The organism is Thermoflexibacter ruber, assembly GCF_900113045.1.
GTDB lineage: Bacteria > Bacteroidota > Bacteroidia > Cytophagales > Thermoflexibacteraceae > Thermoflexibacter > Thermoflexibacter ruber.
Genome location: NZ_FONY01000020.1, coordinates 1 through 14,308, shown reverse-complemented (window position 1 = coordinate 14,308; position 14,308 = coordinate 1). Strand labels below are relative to the sequence as shown.

At 37.5% G+C, this 14,308-nt stretch carries 15 protein-coding genes and 1 riboswitch; of the genes, 4 read left to right on the top strand and 11 right to left on the bottom strand.

Annotated elements, in window-relative coordinates; translation table 11 throughout:
* Position 1: 1 nt before the first annotated feature.
* From BM141_RS11865 to BM141_RS11855, 3 genes are read right to left on the bottom strand one after another with little or no spacing between them, the layout of a single operon-like run.
* Positions 2–571, bottom strand: coding sequence for a carboxymuconolactone decarboxylase family protein (locus tag BM141_RS11865; RefSeq protein WP_091545542.1), 570 nt, complete (start codon positions 569–571; stop codon positions 2–4).
* Between the two features lie 50 nt (positions 572–621).
* Positions 622–1,047, bottom strand: coding sequence for an ATP-binding protein (locus BM141_RS11860; protein ID WP_091545539.1), 426 nt, complete (start codon positions 1,045–1,047; stop codon positions 622–624).
* On the bottom strand, positions 1,016–1,378 hold the full coding sequence (locus BM141_RS11855) for an STAS domain-containing protein (protein ID WP_091545537.1): 363 nt from the start codon (positions 1,376–1,378) through the stop codon (positions 1,016–1,018). The genes BM141_RS11860 and BM141_RS11855 overlap by 32 nt, the downstream gene beginning before the upstream one ends.
* A gap of 211 nt (positions 1,379–1,589) precedes the next feature.
* On the opposite strand from BM141_RS11855, the gene BM141_RS11850 reads away from it, so the two are divergent.
* A complete protein-coding gene (locus BM141_RS11850; protein ID WP_091545713.1) occupies positions 1,590–2,975 on the top strand; it encodes a sulfatase family protein in 1,386 nt (461 codons plus the stop codon).
* A 39-nt stretch (positions 2,976–3,014) separates the two neighbouring features.
* A complete protein-coding gene (locus BM141_RS11845) occupies positions 3,015–3,704 on the top strand; it encodes a response regulator transcription factor (protein ID WP_091545535.1) in 690 nt (229 codons plus the stop codon).
* 9 nt (positions 3,705–3,713) lie between these two features.
* Here BM141_RS11845 and BM141_RS11840 read toward each other — a convergent pair whose 3' ends face one another.
* The 3 genes from BM141_RS11840 to BM141_RS11830 all read right to left on the bottom strand — a co-directional run bounded on the left by BM141_RS11840 (position 3,714) and on the right by BM141_RS11830 (position 6,614).
* On the bottom strand, positions 3,714–4,613 hold the full coding sequence (locus tag BM141_RS11840) for a nucleotidyltransferase family protein (protein WP_091545532.1): 900 nt from the start codon (positions 4,611–4,613) through the stop codon (positions 3,714–3,716).
* A 67-nt stretch (positions 4,614–4,680) separates the two neighbouring features.
* Positions 4,681–5,520 carry a twin-arginine translocase subunit TatC gene (gene tatC / locus BM141_RS11835; RefSeq protein WP_245764052.1) on the bottom strand — a complete coding sequence of 280 codons (840 nt, stop codon included), beginning with the start codon at positions 5,518–5,520 and terminating at the stop codon, positions 4,681–4,683.
* 137 nt (positions 5,521–5,657) lie between these two features.
* A complete protein-coding gene (locus tag BM141_RS11830) occupies positions 5,658–6,614 on the bottom strand; it encodes a hypothetical protein (RefSeq protein WP_091545530.1) in 957 nt (318 codons plus the stop codon).
* Positions 6,615–6,720: 106 nt separating this feature from the next.
* Positions 6,721–6,919, top strand: a riboswitch (cobalamin riboswitch).
* A 48-nt stretch (positions 6,920–6,967) separates the two neighbouring features.
* Between BM141_RS11830 and BM141_RS11825 the strand changes: the two genes are divergently transcribed.
* Together BM141_RS11825 and BM141_RS11820 are read left to right on the top strand one after the other, a co-directional pair.
* A complete protein-coding gene (locus BM141_RS11825) occupies positions 6,968–8,845 on the top strand; it encodes a TonB-dependent receptor plug domain-containing protein (RefSeq protein WP_143090906.1) in 1,878 nt (625 codons plus the stop codon).
* Between the two features lie 35 nt (positions 8,846–8,880).
* Entirely contained in the window at positions 8,881–9,942 is a 1,062-nt protein-coding gene (locus BM141_RS11820) for a DUF5074 domain-containing protein (protein ID WP_091545528.1), read from the top strand.
* A gap of 16 nt (positions 9,943–9,958) precedes the next feature.
* On the opposite strand, the gene BM141_RS11815 is transcribed toward BM141_RS11820, so the two are convergent.
* From BM141_RS11815 to BM141_RS11795, 5 genes are all read right to left on the bottom strand, one after another.
* Complete coding sequence (locus BM141_RS11815) at positions 9,959–10,336, bottom strand: DUF423 domain-containing protein (protein ID WP_091545525.1); 378 nt, start codon at positions 10,334–10,336, stop codon at positions 9,959–9,961.
* A gap of 97 nt (positions 10,337–10,433) precedes the next feature.
* Complete coding sequence (gene frr / locus BM141_RS11810; protein ID WP_091545523.1) at positions 10,434–10,994, bottom strand: ribosome recycling factor; 561 nt, start codon at positions 10,992–10,994, stop codon at positions 10,434–10,436.
* A gap of 86 nt (positions 10,995–11,080) precedes the next feature.
* Positions 11,081–11,788, bottom strand: a complete 708-nt coding sequence (pyrH, locus tag BM141_RS11805; protein ID WP_091545521.1) for a UMP kinase — start codon at positions 11,786–11,788, stop codon at positions 11,081–11,083.
* A gap of 411 nt (positions 11,789–12,199) precedes the next feature.
* Complete coding sequence (locus BM141_RS11800; RefSeq protein WP_143090905.1) at positions 12,200–13,924, bottom strand: M1 family aminopeptidase; 1,725 nt, start codon at positions 13,922–13,924, stop codon at positions 12,200–12,202.
* A gap of 47 nt (positions 13,925–13,971) precedes the next feature.
* Positions 13,972–14,308 (bottom strand): transposase (locus BM141_RS11795; protein WP_143090840.1); only part of this gene is annotated, 337 nt, incomplete at its 5' end.

Here is a 14,308-nt window from a genome sequence, read left to right as displayed (position 1 = left end):
CCTATTTAGTTTCCATCAACTCATTGTCTATTTTAATCCCTGAAATATCGGCAATCGTATTGAGCATGTTGGTCAAATCTGCCAAAGCCATGAGTTCTTGGATTTCTAAGTCTGAGTAGCCCTCATCTCTGAGCTTTTCAAAATCTTCTTCTGTAGTCGCAGCAGGAGTCAATGCACATTTGGTAACTATATCAATCGCTACTTTATAGCTTGCGGGGATATAGTTACTATTCATATTTTGTGTAATTTTGAAACCCTCTGCCTCATTAAAAGTTTTACTGAAACTATCCGCCATGATTCCGTGAGCATGGGCGCAATAGGTACAGCCTTTTTTCTGAGAAATGTTATAGATAATCAGTTGCTTTAGCACGAAAGGAATTTGCCCTAAGAGCATGGAGGTTTTGAGTTTTTCCCAATTCCCACGTAGTAAGGTGGCATTTTGTCCTTGACACTTAAACCAATTTAGCACGAAGGGAATCCCCATCTGTGCCATAGTCTCGTCGTAAATGGCTTTTACTTCGGGAGATGCCTCTGCATACTCCACGATTTTAAAACGGCTTGTATTTGGCATGATTTGGTTTGTTTGAGCAATAGAAAAATTTAGAAAATAAAAAACTTAACTCAACTATTCGCTTGGGGAATAGATTTATAAAGTCGGCAAATATTATGCCCTTCGCATCTTTCTAATTCTATTTCGTCCATGATTTTTCTTACTAAAATCAAACCCATATTGCCGTTTTTCTTATTAGCAATAATTTGTTGAATATCAGGAACTTTGTATTCTAACAAATTGAAGTTGTCGTTAGATTGGTCATGAATCTCAAAGATAAAGGTGTTTCCCTCGTTTTTAATCTTTACTTCTATGAAGTCTTCATGATTGCAATGGTGAGCGTGTATAATGAGATTTGCACAGATTTCATCTATGGCAAGTTTGATGAAATAAATATCGTCAGTAGATATTTCATATCTATTTAAGGCATTTTCAACAAAATATCTTATTTCTTTTAAATTTTCCTTAGTGCAAGGGACTTGTAAACTGTGCATCATTTGCGTAAATTTTGGCTTCTTCTTTAGTTTTTTTAATTACTATCAGTTGGTCTAAGCCTAATATTTTGAATACATTTTCAATTTTAGGACTCATTCCATAAAGCACTAATTGAATGTTATTTTGGTTACACTCTTCTAATCGGGAAGTAAATGCACCAATACCGGGGGAAGAGATGTAGTCTAACTGTGAACAATCTATCAATATGTTTTTTGCCTTTGCATTAATTGCTTCTTCTAAGGCACTATCAAAGATGACAGAAGAACTTGCATCTAAATCTCCTATGATACTGATGATATGAAACTTGTCTTCGTTTTGTATTAGAAGTTCCATTCTAAATAGTATTTACGTTTTGATACAAAATAGGTTTACAAAATTAGGTCTAATTTTTTACAAAGTAAGTTTTTTACATACTTTTATCAAATATCTTTCAAAATAATTGTGCCAAAATTCTTAAAAAATGTATATCTTGAACATTATTTTAAGTACAACCTTTTATAAGCCTATTTTTTCTTTCCTTATAAATATTTTTTTTAAGAAATGTATGAAGTTTATTTCTATCGTATTATTACTTTTTTTATTTCTTAGTTTTGCCGAGAGGCAGAAAGATACATTTCCTAATGTCATCATTATCTTTGCTGATGACTTAGCTTATGCTGATATTGCTTGCTTCGGTGCAAATTATCCCACCCCCTACTTGGACAAATTGGCTAAGGAAGGCATGAAGTTCACCGATTTTTATTCCCAACCTCAGTGTTCTCCTTCCAGAGCCGCTTTGCTGACAGGTTGTTATCCACAGCGAGTAGGGATTCCTTGGGTAGTAGGTCCCGAAGGTCCTGCATGGACAAAGGATAAATACTTTGTGGGTTTGCACCCAGACGAAGAGACGCTACCCGAGCTTCTTAAAACCAAAAGTTATGCTACTGCTTGTATAGGCAAGTGGCACTTAGGACATCACTCACCACACTTGCCAACCAAGCATGGTTTTGATGAGTTTTTTGGCTTACCTTACAGCAATGATATGTACCCCCTAACACCTGATGGCATGTGGTCAGACCTGCCTTTGATAGAAGGAGAAAAAGAAATAGAGAAAAACCCAGACCAAAGTTTGCTTACCAAGCGTTATACAGAAAAAGCCTTGAACTTTATAGAAAGTAATAAACAAAAGCCTTTTTTCTTATATTTGGCTCATTCTATGCCTCATGTTCCTATTTTTGCTTCTAAAAAATTTGAGGGGAAGTCTAAAAAAGGATTATATGCTGATGTAATCCAAGAGATAGACTGGTCAGTTGGCGAGATAATCAAAGCATTGAAAAAGCATAAATTAGATGATAATACACTGATTATTTTTACTTCGGACAATGGAGCATGGCTTACTTATGGCAATCATGCTGGCTCATCAGGCATATTCCGAGAAGGTAAAGGAACTACCTTTGAGGGGGGAGTAAGAGTACCTATGATTGCTTGGTGGAAAGGTAAAATCCCTGCGGGAAGTACTTGCAATAAGGTAGTAGGTTTGATAGACATTTTGCCTACTTTAGCTCAGATAACAGGTGCTAAACTGCCCAATAAAGCCATAGACGGAAAAAATTTTTTACCTTTATTAGAAAATAACCCACAAGCAAAAAGCCCAAGAGATTTCCATTATTTTTTCCAAATTCATGAATTGCAAGCCATTAGGCAAGGGAAATGGAAACTACACCTGCCTCATACCTACGAATCAGTAGAGAAAGCTGGCAATGACGGGCAAAGAGGGAAAACTATACAAAAACAGATAGAGCTATCTCTGTATGATTTGGAAAAAGACCCAAGCGAGCAGGAAAACTTAGCTAAAAAATATCCTGAAATAGTAGAAAAACTTAAAAAAGAAGCCCTCAGATTCCAAGAAGATTTAGAAAAAAACAAACGCCCTGCGGGAAATTCTTTGTGAGTCTAATACTGTAAAGGAAGGTAAGTAATACATAAATCTATGAAAAAGAGCAAAATACTATATGTAGAAGATGAAATTTTCTTAGCAAAAATAGTGAAGGATACCTTAGAAACCAAAGAATTTGAGGTGATCATGGTATCCGATGGCAAGGAAGTTTTAAGTCATTTTGAGAGGTTTAACCCTGACATTTGTATCCTTGATGTGATGTTGCCCAATCAGGACGGTTTCTCTTTGGCTCTGGCAATTCGCAAAATCAATCCAAACTTGCCTATTCTATTTGTAACAGCAAAAACGCAAACCGAAGATGTACTCAAAGGCTTTGAAGTAGGTGGGAATGACTACATTAGGAAACCTTTTAGCTTAGAGGAACTCATAGCACGCATCAACAATCTACTGCAAATTACCTCCCGCAAAGCCAACCCATTTAGCGGCACTATCCAAATAGGGAAATACGAACTAAACCCTGAAAAATACGAATTGAAGTTAGGCGAACAGGTACGCAAACTCTCTGCAAGAGAAATAGAACTTTTTAAGATTTTTGCTGAAAATCAGAATGTGATTGTGCAGAGAAAAGAAATTCTATTGAGAGTTTGGAATGACGACTCCTTCTTTAACTCTCGGAACTTAGACGTATATGTTACTCGCATGAGAGATTATCTCAAAGACGATGAGAAAATAGAAATTGTTGCTATCAAAGGAGTGGGCTACCACTTTTTGGTAGGCAAATAAGACAATGCCTTAAAACAATTTGCTCGGATACTTTCCTTGAGCGACTAATTCATGAATTTTTTTGGAGGCACTTTCTTTATCTGCCGAGTAGGTAACTCCTATCCACTCATCTTTACTGCTCAACACCTTTACTTTTACAAGCTGATGTTGAATTAAGTGATTGACTACTAAGGGTATAAAAAACTCTGCTTTGGGGTTTTCTGCGTTGTCTTTCAAAAAGTCAGTAAACATTTTTTCTGCATGGTCAAAAAAGGTAGGCGTAAATCCCCAGAAGTTCATAGAAACTAACTCATTTCCCGTCAGGTAGATAGGCTCAGCTTGTAAGTTACAAACTATGCCTTTTTCGGTCTGCTGAATGTCGGTTCGCTCTACAACTGTCGTCAAGTAGCCTTGCTTGTCAGCAGAGCAGACCCCACGAGCCACTGAGCCAGATTCAGAAAGGGTATTTTTTAGATAATAGCCGACCATACAGTACTCATTACTTTGATTATCAACTTTTTCCAATTCCTTGGCAATGACTTGAAAAGCACTTGCTCCATAAAAATCATCGGCATTGATGACCGTAAAAGGTTCTTGGATAGCATAGCGAGCGCACCAAACGGCGTGAGCTGTCCCCCAAGGTTTCTGACGAGCAGTGCCCAAATGAACCAAATCAGGTGGGAGCATATCGTTTTCTTGGAAAGCATATTGCAAAGGTAGATTTTTGAATTTTTCACTAAAAACTGCCTTAAAATCTTGCTCAATACTTCTGCGAATCAGCAAAACAATCTTTCCAAAGCCAGCTCGCAAAGCATCATATATAGAGTATTCTAAGATAGTTGCTCCGTTTACGCCTATGCTATCTATTTGCTTTAGACCGCCGTAGCGGCTTCCTACCCCTGCGGCGAGAATGAGTAAAGTCGGTTTCAAAAGTATATGTGCTATGGTTAAAACCCAAAATTTTAGTAAATTTTATAGATGATTTGAGTGTAAAAAATCAAGATTGCAATTCTGTACTTTGTGCCAACTGGTCTTTAGCTAACTCCTCTACTTCTTCTTTGGCTTGTTTTTTTACTACCCAAGCAGAAATAAAAATACTCATCTCATACAAAAGCAATACAGGCAAACTGATAATCACTTGGCTTAGCACATCAGGCGGCGTAATAATTCCTGCTAATATCAACACCACAACAATTGCATGGCGGCGATAAGTGCGCATGAGTTGAGGTGTAATAAAACCTACTTTTGACAAGAAAAATACCGCTACAGGAAGTTGGAAGATAATTCCACAACCCAAGACCAGCATCATCACCGTAGAAACGTAAGAAACGATGTCAAACTCATTTTTGATGGTAGGAGAAATTTGGAAATTGGCTAAGAAATTGACTGCCAAAGGAGTAAGTATAAAATAGCCAAATAAAATTCCTGCAATAAAAAGAAAGCTGACAAAGAAAACCGCACCTCTTGTTGCTCCTTTTTCATTGTCGTATAGTCCAGGTTTGACAAATCGCCAAATTTCCCAAGAGATGTAAGGAAAGGAACATATCAACCCTACTACAAAAAGCGAGGCAATATACATAGTAAACTGCCCAGTCATCAGGCGGCTCTGGATTTCAAAAGGCAGTTCTTTGATGCAGGTAGCTTCTGAAAGTTGGCAAAGCAAGCGATAAGTAATGAAATCGGGCTTAGAAGGAGCAAAAATAATATGCTCGAAAATGTATTGGTTAATAAAAACAGCTACAATCATAAACACTACTACAGCCCCTAACGACCTGATAATATGCCATCTGAGTTCCTCGAGATGGTCTAAAAACGACATTTCTTTTTCTTCTGACATTTTTACTATTTGGAAACTAAAATGTATCAATCACTTAAAAAAACTTCTTTGGTAAAAGAAAGGCATCACAAAGTTAAGGAGTCGCTTTGTTAAAAACTATCATTTAAGCTAATTTTGAAAATGATAAATTGTTAATTTTAAATCAACTCTTTAATTTTAAATATTTTGTTTTCCAGTACATGATATACTTCGCAATCTTCTATGGCTTTTAAGCGGTTTTTCCCTCTCAAAAAAGTAAGTTCGTTTTGTTGATTGCGAGATTCACGAAACTTTGATTCGGTAAAGCCTCGTTCCAAAGTAAGCGGAGTCAAATTAGGCACAGCATCTAATTTAAGTTTGTCCTTTCTAATGAAATAGGCATTATTTCCCGCACTATTCGTCCCAACAAAATAGTAGCCTTTTTCCTCTGCTAAGTGATACAAGGCACCCAAAGAAGTTCCCCAATACAGATTAGAAAAATGAGCCTTAGTCCTCACAAAATCAGCTTGATAAGGAATAGTAATAGGCAGTAATCCAAAGACACTATTATACTCTACAATCACAATTACTGGATTGACCGAAGCAATCTGCTTCCAGACCCAATAATCATTACCATCTATATCTATGCTCAGCAAACCAATTTCACCTACAAATCCGTGATTTACAAAAATTTGATTGATATTTTCCGCAGTAATAAACGAACAGACTGCCGTCAAATCATATCGCCAGTAAATTTCATCTTGTTGGATAAAATTTATGTTCTTTTCATCACCATCTATTACCAAACCACTCCAATTATTATTCATCAGCAAAAAACGCGTGTTTGATTCGGTGTATCTCTCTACCCCAAACTCTATAAAAACTTGCTGATTGATAGGAATTTGTTGAATCAAGTATTGGATAATCCCATCATCTCCAAACTGAGAAAATACCTGAAACTCTGCCTCTTGAATTGATGAAATATTATTGCATAACTCTTTGATTTGTTGCACTTTAATTTGCCCAAGTAAAAAACGATTGGCTTGTATTTCTTTTTGTAAGAGATGTATCTCTTTTTGAAACTCTGCTTTTGTGATAAAATATTTTTTAAAAAAACTTTTAAAAGAATTGAGCATCGTATACTGTATTTTGAGGTGCTAATATGCTAAAATTAATTGATTTTAAACATTAATAAGTTTTTTACTGTAGCAAAATTTTGTCTTTTTAAAAAAAAACCTACCTTTGCACTCGGTTATCGGTGGCTTGTAAGTAAACCAACTTACTGCCTTAATAAGGGAAGTCCTGTGTAAATCAGGCACTGTTCCCGCAACTGTAAGCTCATTTTTAATATCCTTTTCCATACCTCATTGCCACTGTTCTGACAACGGGAAGGCGGAAAAGAAGAGCAAGTCAGGAGACCTGCCATAGCCCATCGAGTTTCTGGCTTTCGGGTAAAAAGCAAGAAAGTAAAGTAGTCAAAATCAATGCTATGCGTCTATTTTTACTGTGTTTAGTTTTGCTAAGCATGGCTTTTTTTGCTTTTGGACAAGCAGGCAGTCTGCCTCCACAAGCACTCAAAGAAGTGTTTATCCAAGCAAACCGCTTGCACTATTTTTCTTCTGGAAATCACCTCCAAAAGATAGATAGCACTTTGCTTAAAAACTTCCAAATCAATAACTTGGCAGACTTGCTGGCTTCCCAATCGCAGGTATTCATCAAAAGCTATGGCTTGGGTAGCTTAGCAACTCCTTCGCTTAGAGGAACAGGGGCAAGCCATACAGCGGTATTGTGGAACGGATTTAATTTACAAAATTCCATGAATGGCAATGTGGACTTTGCCTTGTTGCCTGTTTTTTTCTTGGAAAATGCTCATATCCAACATGGAGGAGCAGGTGCTTTGTTTGGCAGCGGAGCAGTAGGCGGGGCTATCCATTTGAATAATACTCCCGAGTTTCGCAAAGGACTTCAGTTTTCTGCCAGCCTAAGCGCAGGTAGCTTTGCTGATTTCATGCAAGGTATCAAGCTGAAAATCAGCAAAGAAAAGTTTGTTTCAAGTCTAAAACTCCTGCATCACACTGCTCAAAATAATTTTTCTTTTATCAATATTGCTAAGTTTGGGAAGCCTACGGAAAAGCAAAGCAATAGTGCTTTTTCTCAATACGGTTTTTTGCAAGAAAACTATTTCAAAATTAATGATAATCAGCAACTTGACTTGCAGATTTGGTATCTGAATGCAGACAGACAAATCCCCCCTACCCTAACCACAAGCGAAAGCAAAGCCTCCCAGCAAGATGAAAGCCTCAGACTTACAAGCAATTGGCAACTAAGAAGAAAAATAGTTACTTACTTTGTTCGCGCTGCTTTTTTCAAAGAAAAGTTGGTTTACCAAAATCCTGATATTCAACTAACTGCATTGAGTAAAGCCAATACTTGGATAGGAGAAACAGAAAGTAAAATCCAACTTTCCCCTTACCAACTCTTGAATATTGGCTTGAATCACACCTATTTCCAAGCAGAAACAGATGGGTATAGAGCAGGAAAAATCCAACACAGGACTTCTTTGTTTTTTTCTCATAAAATCAGCAGCCCCAAAGATACTTGGAACATGGTCATTGGGCTTCGCAAAGAATTGATAGATAAGCATTTTGCACCTTTTACACCTTCTTTGGGATTTGAAAAAGTTTTGAACCCGAATTGGACTTTGAAGGGAAATATTGCCAAAACTTACAGAGTGCCTACCTTCAATGATTTGTATTGGCAGGACGGTGGCAATCCAAACTTGCGACCTGAGGATGGCTGGAGCGGGGAAATAGGAATAGAATACGGATTAGGGAAAAACTTGCATACCCGATTTACTGCATTTAATAGCCTCATAGACAACTGGATAGCCTGGTTACCCAATAGCCAAGGGAGGTGGTCGGCAAATAATGTCCTCCAAGTTTGGTCAAGGGGAGTGGAACTAAGTGCTAAAAGTAGTTTGACTTGGCATGACCTGCAAATTCAGCCTAAAATCATGTATAACTACGTGATTTCCACCAACCAGCAGATAGGGCGAGGAGATGAGCAAAGCCTTTACAAGCAGTTGATATACGTACCTAAACATACTGCACAGGCAAGCCTCTCTCTGATTTATAAAAACTTACAAATCTTTTATAATCACAGTATTATAGGAGAACGCTTTACTACTTCGGACAATACGCAAAAACTGCCTGTTTTTACACTTGGTAATCTGTCTATCAGTCAGAAAATCAAATATTTTAGTTTTCAAGTCCAAGTGAATAATCTTTGGAATGTCAGCTATCAGCAAATTGCTTTTAGACCTATGCCTATGAGGAATTGGGTGGGAGTAGTCAGTTATCAATTTTAGAATTATAATTTCTTAACTATCAAATATTTACAAATATGAAAAACTTAAAACTTCAATTTTTCGCTTTTATTTTCTTAGCAATTTTTGCTGTAAGTTGTACTAAAAACGAGGAAACTATCCCCTCAGGCAAATATTCTAACGGTGTTTTTATAGTGAATGAAGGACCTTTCCAAACGGGTACAGGTACGATTAGCTTTTTGAATCGTGAAAGCAAAACAGTAGAAAACGATATTTTCCAAACGGTGAACGGCAGACCACTTGGCAACATAGTCCAATCTATTGGTATTCAAAAAGATAAGGCTTACATAGTAGTCAATAATGCAAAAAAAGTAGAAGTAGTACAAGCATGGGATTTCAAAGAAATAGCCACAATTCAAGGGTTGGAAATGCCTCGCTACTTTCTTGGCATAGACGACAACAAGGGGTATATCTCTGAGTGGGGAGTAGGCGGCATAAACGGTGCTATCAAAGTGATAGACTTGCGAACCAATGCAATTACCAAAACGATTCCTGTGGGCAAGGGGGCAGAAAAAATGCTCAAATTGGACAACAAGGTATATGTTGCTTGCAATGGAGGGTTTGACAATGAAAATAAGGTTGTTGTGATTGATACGCAAAAAGATGAGGTAAGTGCAGGTATCACTACGCCAGACAATCCGAACAGCTTGGTGCTTGATGCTAATAACAAGATTTGGGTAACTTGCTCAGGGAGAAGCCAATGGAATGGAACTGCCTCAGTAACTGTGGCTCCTGCCCAACTTATCCGCATCAATCCTGCAAATAATCAAATAGAGCAAAACTTTGCTTTTAGCAAGCATGGATTAGGTAACTTGATTATTAATTCTGCAAAAAATACTTTGTTTTATATCCATGACAGTAAGGTTTTTAGCCAAAGCATCAATAGTGGTGTGCCTACTAATGCACTCATTCGCAGGTACTTCTATGGCTTGGGTTTTGATACACAAACCAACTTGCTCTATGCGGCTGATGCAGGAAATTTTGTTTCTAATGGTAAAGTCATTCGATACAATGCTAACGGCAGTGCAGTAGATTCTATGAGTGTAGGGATAATACCTAATGGTTTTTACTTTAAATAGCCTCATTCAATCAATCTCATTCTACTCTCTTAATTACAGCGACTACCACTAAAAACCAACCAGCTATCATACATACGCCTCCGATAGGCGTAATTGCTCCTAAAAATGTAATACCTGAAAGGCATAAAGCATACAAAGAGCCAGAGAAAATGATTACGCCTGCTAAAAGACAGTTTCCTGCATAGGATAACCATTTGGAGGGCTGGCGATGGGAGAATAAACCAATAAATAGCAAGCCCAAAGCATGATAAAAATGATATTTTACCGCAGTTTCAAAAGTATCTACTCTACTATTGGCTTCTAAGATAGGTTTGAGGGCATGCGCACCAAAAGCCCCAATCATTACTCCTAACATAGCTAAGATAGCTCCAAGCATGATAAACTTTTTTTGCATAGAAAGTTGATAAATAGTGGATTAAGTATTCATTTTAGAAAGATTGATAAAAAAAGTTCCACTTCTTTTGAGTTGAAATGGAACTTGGGCTGGGTACTTATACCGTTAGCAGTTCTTTTTCTTTGGTGGCTAACATTTCATCTAATTTTTTAATGAACTTATCTGTTAAGTTCTGTACAGTAGTTTCTGCTTTTTTCACATCGTCCTCTGGCGTACCTGTTTTTATCAATTTTTTCAACGACTCATTAGTGTCTTTGCGAATGTTACGCACTTTGATTTTGCCATTTTCAATCTCATTTTTTACCTGTTTTACCAAGTTTTTTCTTCTCTCCTCGCTCAAAGGAGGGAAAGAAACTCTGAGAGTATCTCCTTCGTTTTTAGGGGAAACGCCTAAATCGCTGTTTTGAATAGCTCTTTCTATTTCTATCAAAGTGCCTTTGTCCCAAGGCTTTACCATTAGAGTACGCGCATCAGTGGCGGTAACTGCCGCCATCTGAGGCAGGGGAGTTTGCTGACCATAGTAGCTGACCATAATATTATCAAGCATATTGGGAGAGGCTTTGCCTGCTCTCACTTTTAGTAATTCTGAAGCTGTATGCTTTATCGCTTTCTCCATAGAGTCCTCAGCTTCTTTCAAGTGTTTATTTATATCGCTCATATTGTTTATTATTAAGTTATTATATGCTTTTCACCTATTTTCTAATTCCGATTTAAAAGAATACAGATTTTGATGACTAAAAGATTTTACATCGTAACCAAAGTGCCTACTTCTTCACCTTGTACCAATTTTAGTAAGTTACCAGGGATATTCATGTCAAAAACCACAATAGGCAAGTTATTTTCTTTGCAAAGCGTGAAAGCAGTCATGTCCATAACGTTAAGTCCTTTGTTAAAAACTTCTTCAAAAGAAACGTTCACATAGCGTTTGGCATCGGGATTTTTCTCTGGGTCTGCGGTATAAATGCCATCTACACGAGTTCCTTTAAGGACTACATCGGCTTCTATCTCTATGGCTCTAAGGCTTGCGGCACTATCTGTAGTAAAGTAAGGATTCCCTGTTCCTGCCCCAAAAATGACTACCCTGCCTTTTTCTAAGTGCCTCACAGCCCTGCGTCTGATGAAAGGTTCGCATACTTGGTTAATAGGAATAGCAGATAGCAGACGCGTAAAAACTCCAATTTTTTCTAAGGCACTTTGCAAAGCCATGCCGTTTATCAGCGTAGCGAGCATCCCCATGTGGTCGCCTTGCACTCTGTCTATGCCGATGCGTTCCGATTGCCCTCCTCTAAAAATATTCCCCCCTCCAATGACAATCGCCATCTGAACCCCCTGAGAGGCTACTTTTTTGATTTCCTGAGCATACTGTTCTAAACGACTTGGGTCTATGCCATAGCTCTTATCGCCCATGAGTGCTTCCCCGCTTAGTTTGAGAAGAATCCGTTTATATTTCATCTTTTTTAATTTGTCGTTAAAAATTTTGATTGGCAAATATATAAAAAAAATAAGAGTTTCAAACTTTCCCTAAGAGTTTGAAACGCTTGTTTTTGGTAAATAGTTAATTAATCTTAAAAGTTATTAAAATATGCTAAAAAATCTCTTTGTAACTTTTTGGCTATGAGTGGCTTGCTCTCTCAAGGAAAAAATCTCCGCCAAAGTGGCGGGAATCTTGAAAAAATGCTATATTATTGTAGCCACCAAAGGCTACCGCCGAAACGCCTGAAAGCAGGTAGGCAAAAGTAAGTTTTAAACCTCAATTTTGTAGTTGTTTAGTCTTGTTGGCTCTGCTTCTTCAGTGTATTGATTTTCTTTGCTATAATCGCCGAGTTCCTTCAATTTTGCACGCAGTTTGCAAAATTGCACAATTTATTCCTTTATCATATCATAATAATTCAAAGCCTCCTTGTCTTTCTCCGCACTGCGAATTTCTTGCAAGATTTCCTTTAATCCTTTGACTTTATCCAATCGTTTGAGAGCAAGATAAGCCGAAACACGCGTGGTTGGGTTGGGGTCATTTTTTGCCTTATTTGCTAACAAGTTAGCCCCCTTAGTCTGTACATCTGCCTCTTGATTAGTAAGATAGTTAGCAAAATAATCTAATAAATAGAGCAGTTCTCCTCCAGCACGCTTGTTCATTTTTTCTAAATACCACTCAATTTTGTTTTCTGTATTAAATGCACTATAAAACTCAGCTATAGTTCTCACTATCAGGAAGTTTTCTTCTTTTTCAAACTTTTCTATCACGTCTTGTACGTTTGCCCCTCCCGTATTGGCGTAGGCATACATTGAATTGACTGCTACTGCATAAGAGCTGTCATTGACCGTTTGAAGGTAGATTTCACTACTTTGATTGTCCAGAGCAGCTAAGGCGTTGATAGCCACCGCCCTAACCAAAGACTTTTTATCTTTCAAGACTATTTCTTTCAACTTGTTGATGTATTTAGGGGTATCTTTTTCTCCACTATATTTCTCAAAAGCTCGTGCTGCTTCTTGTCTAATCTGCCAGTACTCGTCATTGAGAGCAAGGAAAATAGTTTCTCTTACTTGCTCATTTTCATTGATTTGGTCAGATAAACGCACTAAGGCTTCTATGCGAGCCAAGTATTTGTCTGAGTACTTATACTGAAAAATATACTCCTCGATACTCCTTTCGTGATTGACTTCGCCTACCAACTGGGTTTCCCCATCAAAGAATACCAAATCTGGTTGTTGATTAGTTTTAAAGCGAAATTCTTGCTCTTTTTGAGTAATAACAATATAATGCCTTGCTTTCTTGCCATTTGTCCAAATATCCACATACAGAGGCAATCTATAAAGTGGCGAATAGGTAAGATTTTGATTTTGAACTACTTTTAAAATTACTTCTCCATTGGCAAAGGTATCGGTAACGGTAAGTTCGGGGTGTCCCGCAGACAAAAACCACTGATTGAAAAACCAATTCCAATCTTCCCCTGTAACTTCCTCAAACGCCATTCTTAGGTGATGGATTTCTGCGGTTTGGTATTGATGTTTTTTCAAATATAAGCTAAGAGCAGTAAAAAAAGCCTCATCACCTACTAACTTCCTGAGCATGTGCAAAGTAAGCCCTCCTTTGGCGTAAGAGTGACTATCAAACATATCCTCCTTGTCTAAGTAATAGTAGCGAATCAGTGGTTCTCTTTTGGTTTCTGCTTCTGAGAGGTATTGACTCAACTCCTCGCTCCACCACGCATCAGCATCACCGTTACCATATTTGTATTCATTCCAAAGATATTCCGCATAGGTAGCAAATGCCTCATTGAGAGGGAGATTTGCCCAAGATTCGGTAGTTACCAAATCGCCAAACCAATGGTGGAACAGTTCATGGGCAATAATACCGTCGTGGTTATCATCTATCAAGTAGCGATTATTGACTTGCAAATGCTCATAAAAAATAGTAGCAGTGGTATTTTCCATCGCCCCAGAAACATAATCCCTAACGACTACTTGGGCATACTTGTCCCAAGGGAAGGGATAATCCAATATTTTAGAGAAAAACTCTATCATCTCTGGGGTATTCCCAAAGATGGCTTTGGCATACTGCTCATATTCAGGCTCAACGTAATAGCTCAATTCTAAATTTCTCCATTTATCTTTAACAATGGCGTATTTAACGTGAATTATTTTACATTTTCTTGAATAAATACAATTTGTTTGTCCTCTAATTTTTGTGGATATGCTTTTATGTTTGGTGTTTTTTCCAAAAATGTATAAGCAATTAAGCCTGCCAGCAAATTAATAAGAAAATTTTTAGGGCTTCTGTGCCTTGAATGTTCTATATTTAGTTGATTTTTAAGTACATCGAAAGCAGTTTCTATCAATCCTCTATGCCTTAAATAATAGGCTTGTGGTTCTGTTAATACTTGATTTTTCTTCATATTAGCTCTTAACTTAGTGATTAAGTGCAAGTTTCTTTCTGCAAATTCTTCTTTTAGTGCAGTAATATAACCCTTATCT

What these genes read in the sequence shown, in the direction of transcription:
- BM141_RS11865 (WP_091545542.1), bottom strand. Translation starts at nt 571, where the DNA reads ATGCCAAATACAAGCCGTTTTAAAATCGTGGAGTATGCAGAGGCATCT.
- BM141_RS11860 (WP_091545539.1), bottom strand. Translation starts at nt 1,047, where the DNA reads ATGATGCACAGTTTACAAGTCCCTTGCACTAAGGAAAATTTAAAAGAA.
- BM141_RS11855 (WP_091545537.1), bottom strand. Translation starts at nt 1,378, where the DNA reads ATGGAACTTCTAATACAAAACGAAGACAAGTTTCATATCATCAGTATC.
- BM141_RS11850 (WP_091545713.1), top strand. Translation starts at nt 1,590, where the DNA reads ATGAAGTTTATTTCTATCGTATTATTACTTTTTTTATTTCTTAGTTTT.
- BM141_RS11845 (WP_091545535.1), top strand. Translation starts at nt 3,015, where the DNA reads ATGAAAAAGAGCAAAATACTATATGTAGAAGATGAAATTTTCTTAGCA.
- tatC (WP_245764052.1), bottom strand. Translation starts at nt 5,520, where the DNA reads ATGTCAGAAGAAAAAGAAATGTCGTTTTTAGACCATCTCGAGGAACTC.
- BM141_RS11830 (WP_091545530.1), bottom strand. Translation starts at nt 6,614, where the DNA reads ATGCTCAATTCTTTTAAAAGTTTTTTTAAAAAATATTTTATCACAAAA.
- BM141_RS11825 (WP_143090906.1), top strand. Translation starts at nt 6,968, where the DNA reads ATGCGTCTATTTTTACTGTGTTTAGTTTTGCTAAGCATGGCTTTTTTT.
- BM141_RS11820 (WP_091545528.1), top strand. Translation starts at nt 8,881, where the DNA reads ATGAAAAACTTAAAACTTCAATTTTTCGCTTTTATTTTCTTAGCAATT.
- BM141_RS11815 (WP_091545525.1), bottom strand. Translation starts at nt 10,336, where the DNA reads ATGCAAAAAAAGTTTATCATGCTTGGAGCTATCTTAGCTATGTTAGGA.
- frr (WP_091545523.1), bottom strand. Translation starts at nt 10,994, where the DNA reads ATGAGCGATATAAATAAACACTTGAAAGAAGCTGAGGACTCTATGGAG.
- pyrH (WP_091545521.1), bottom strand. Translation starts at nt 11,788, where the DNA reads ATGAAATATAAACGGATTCTTCTCAAACTAAGCGGGGAAGCACTCATG.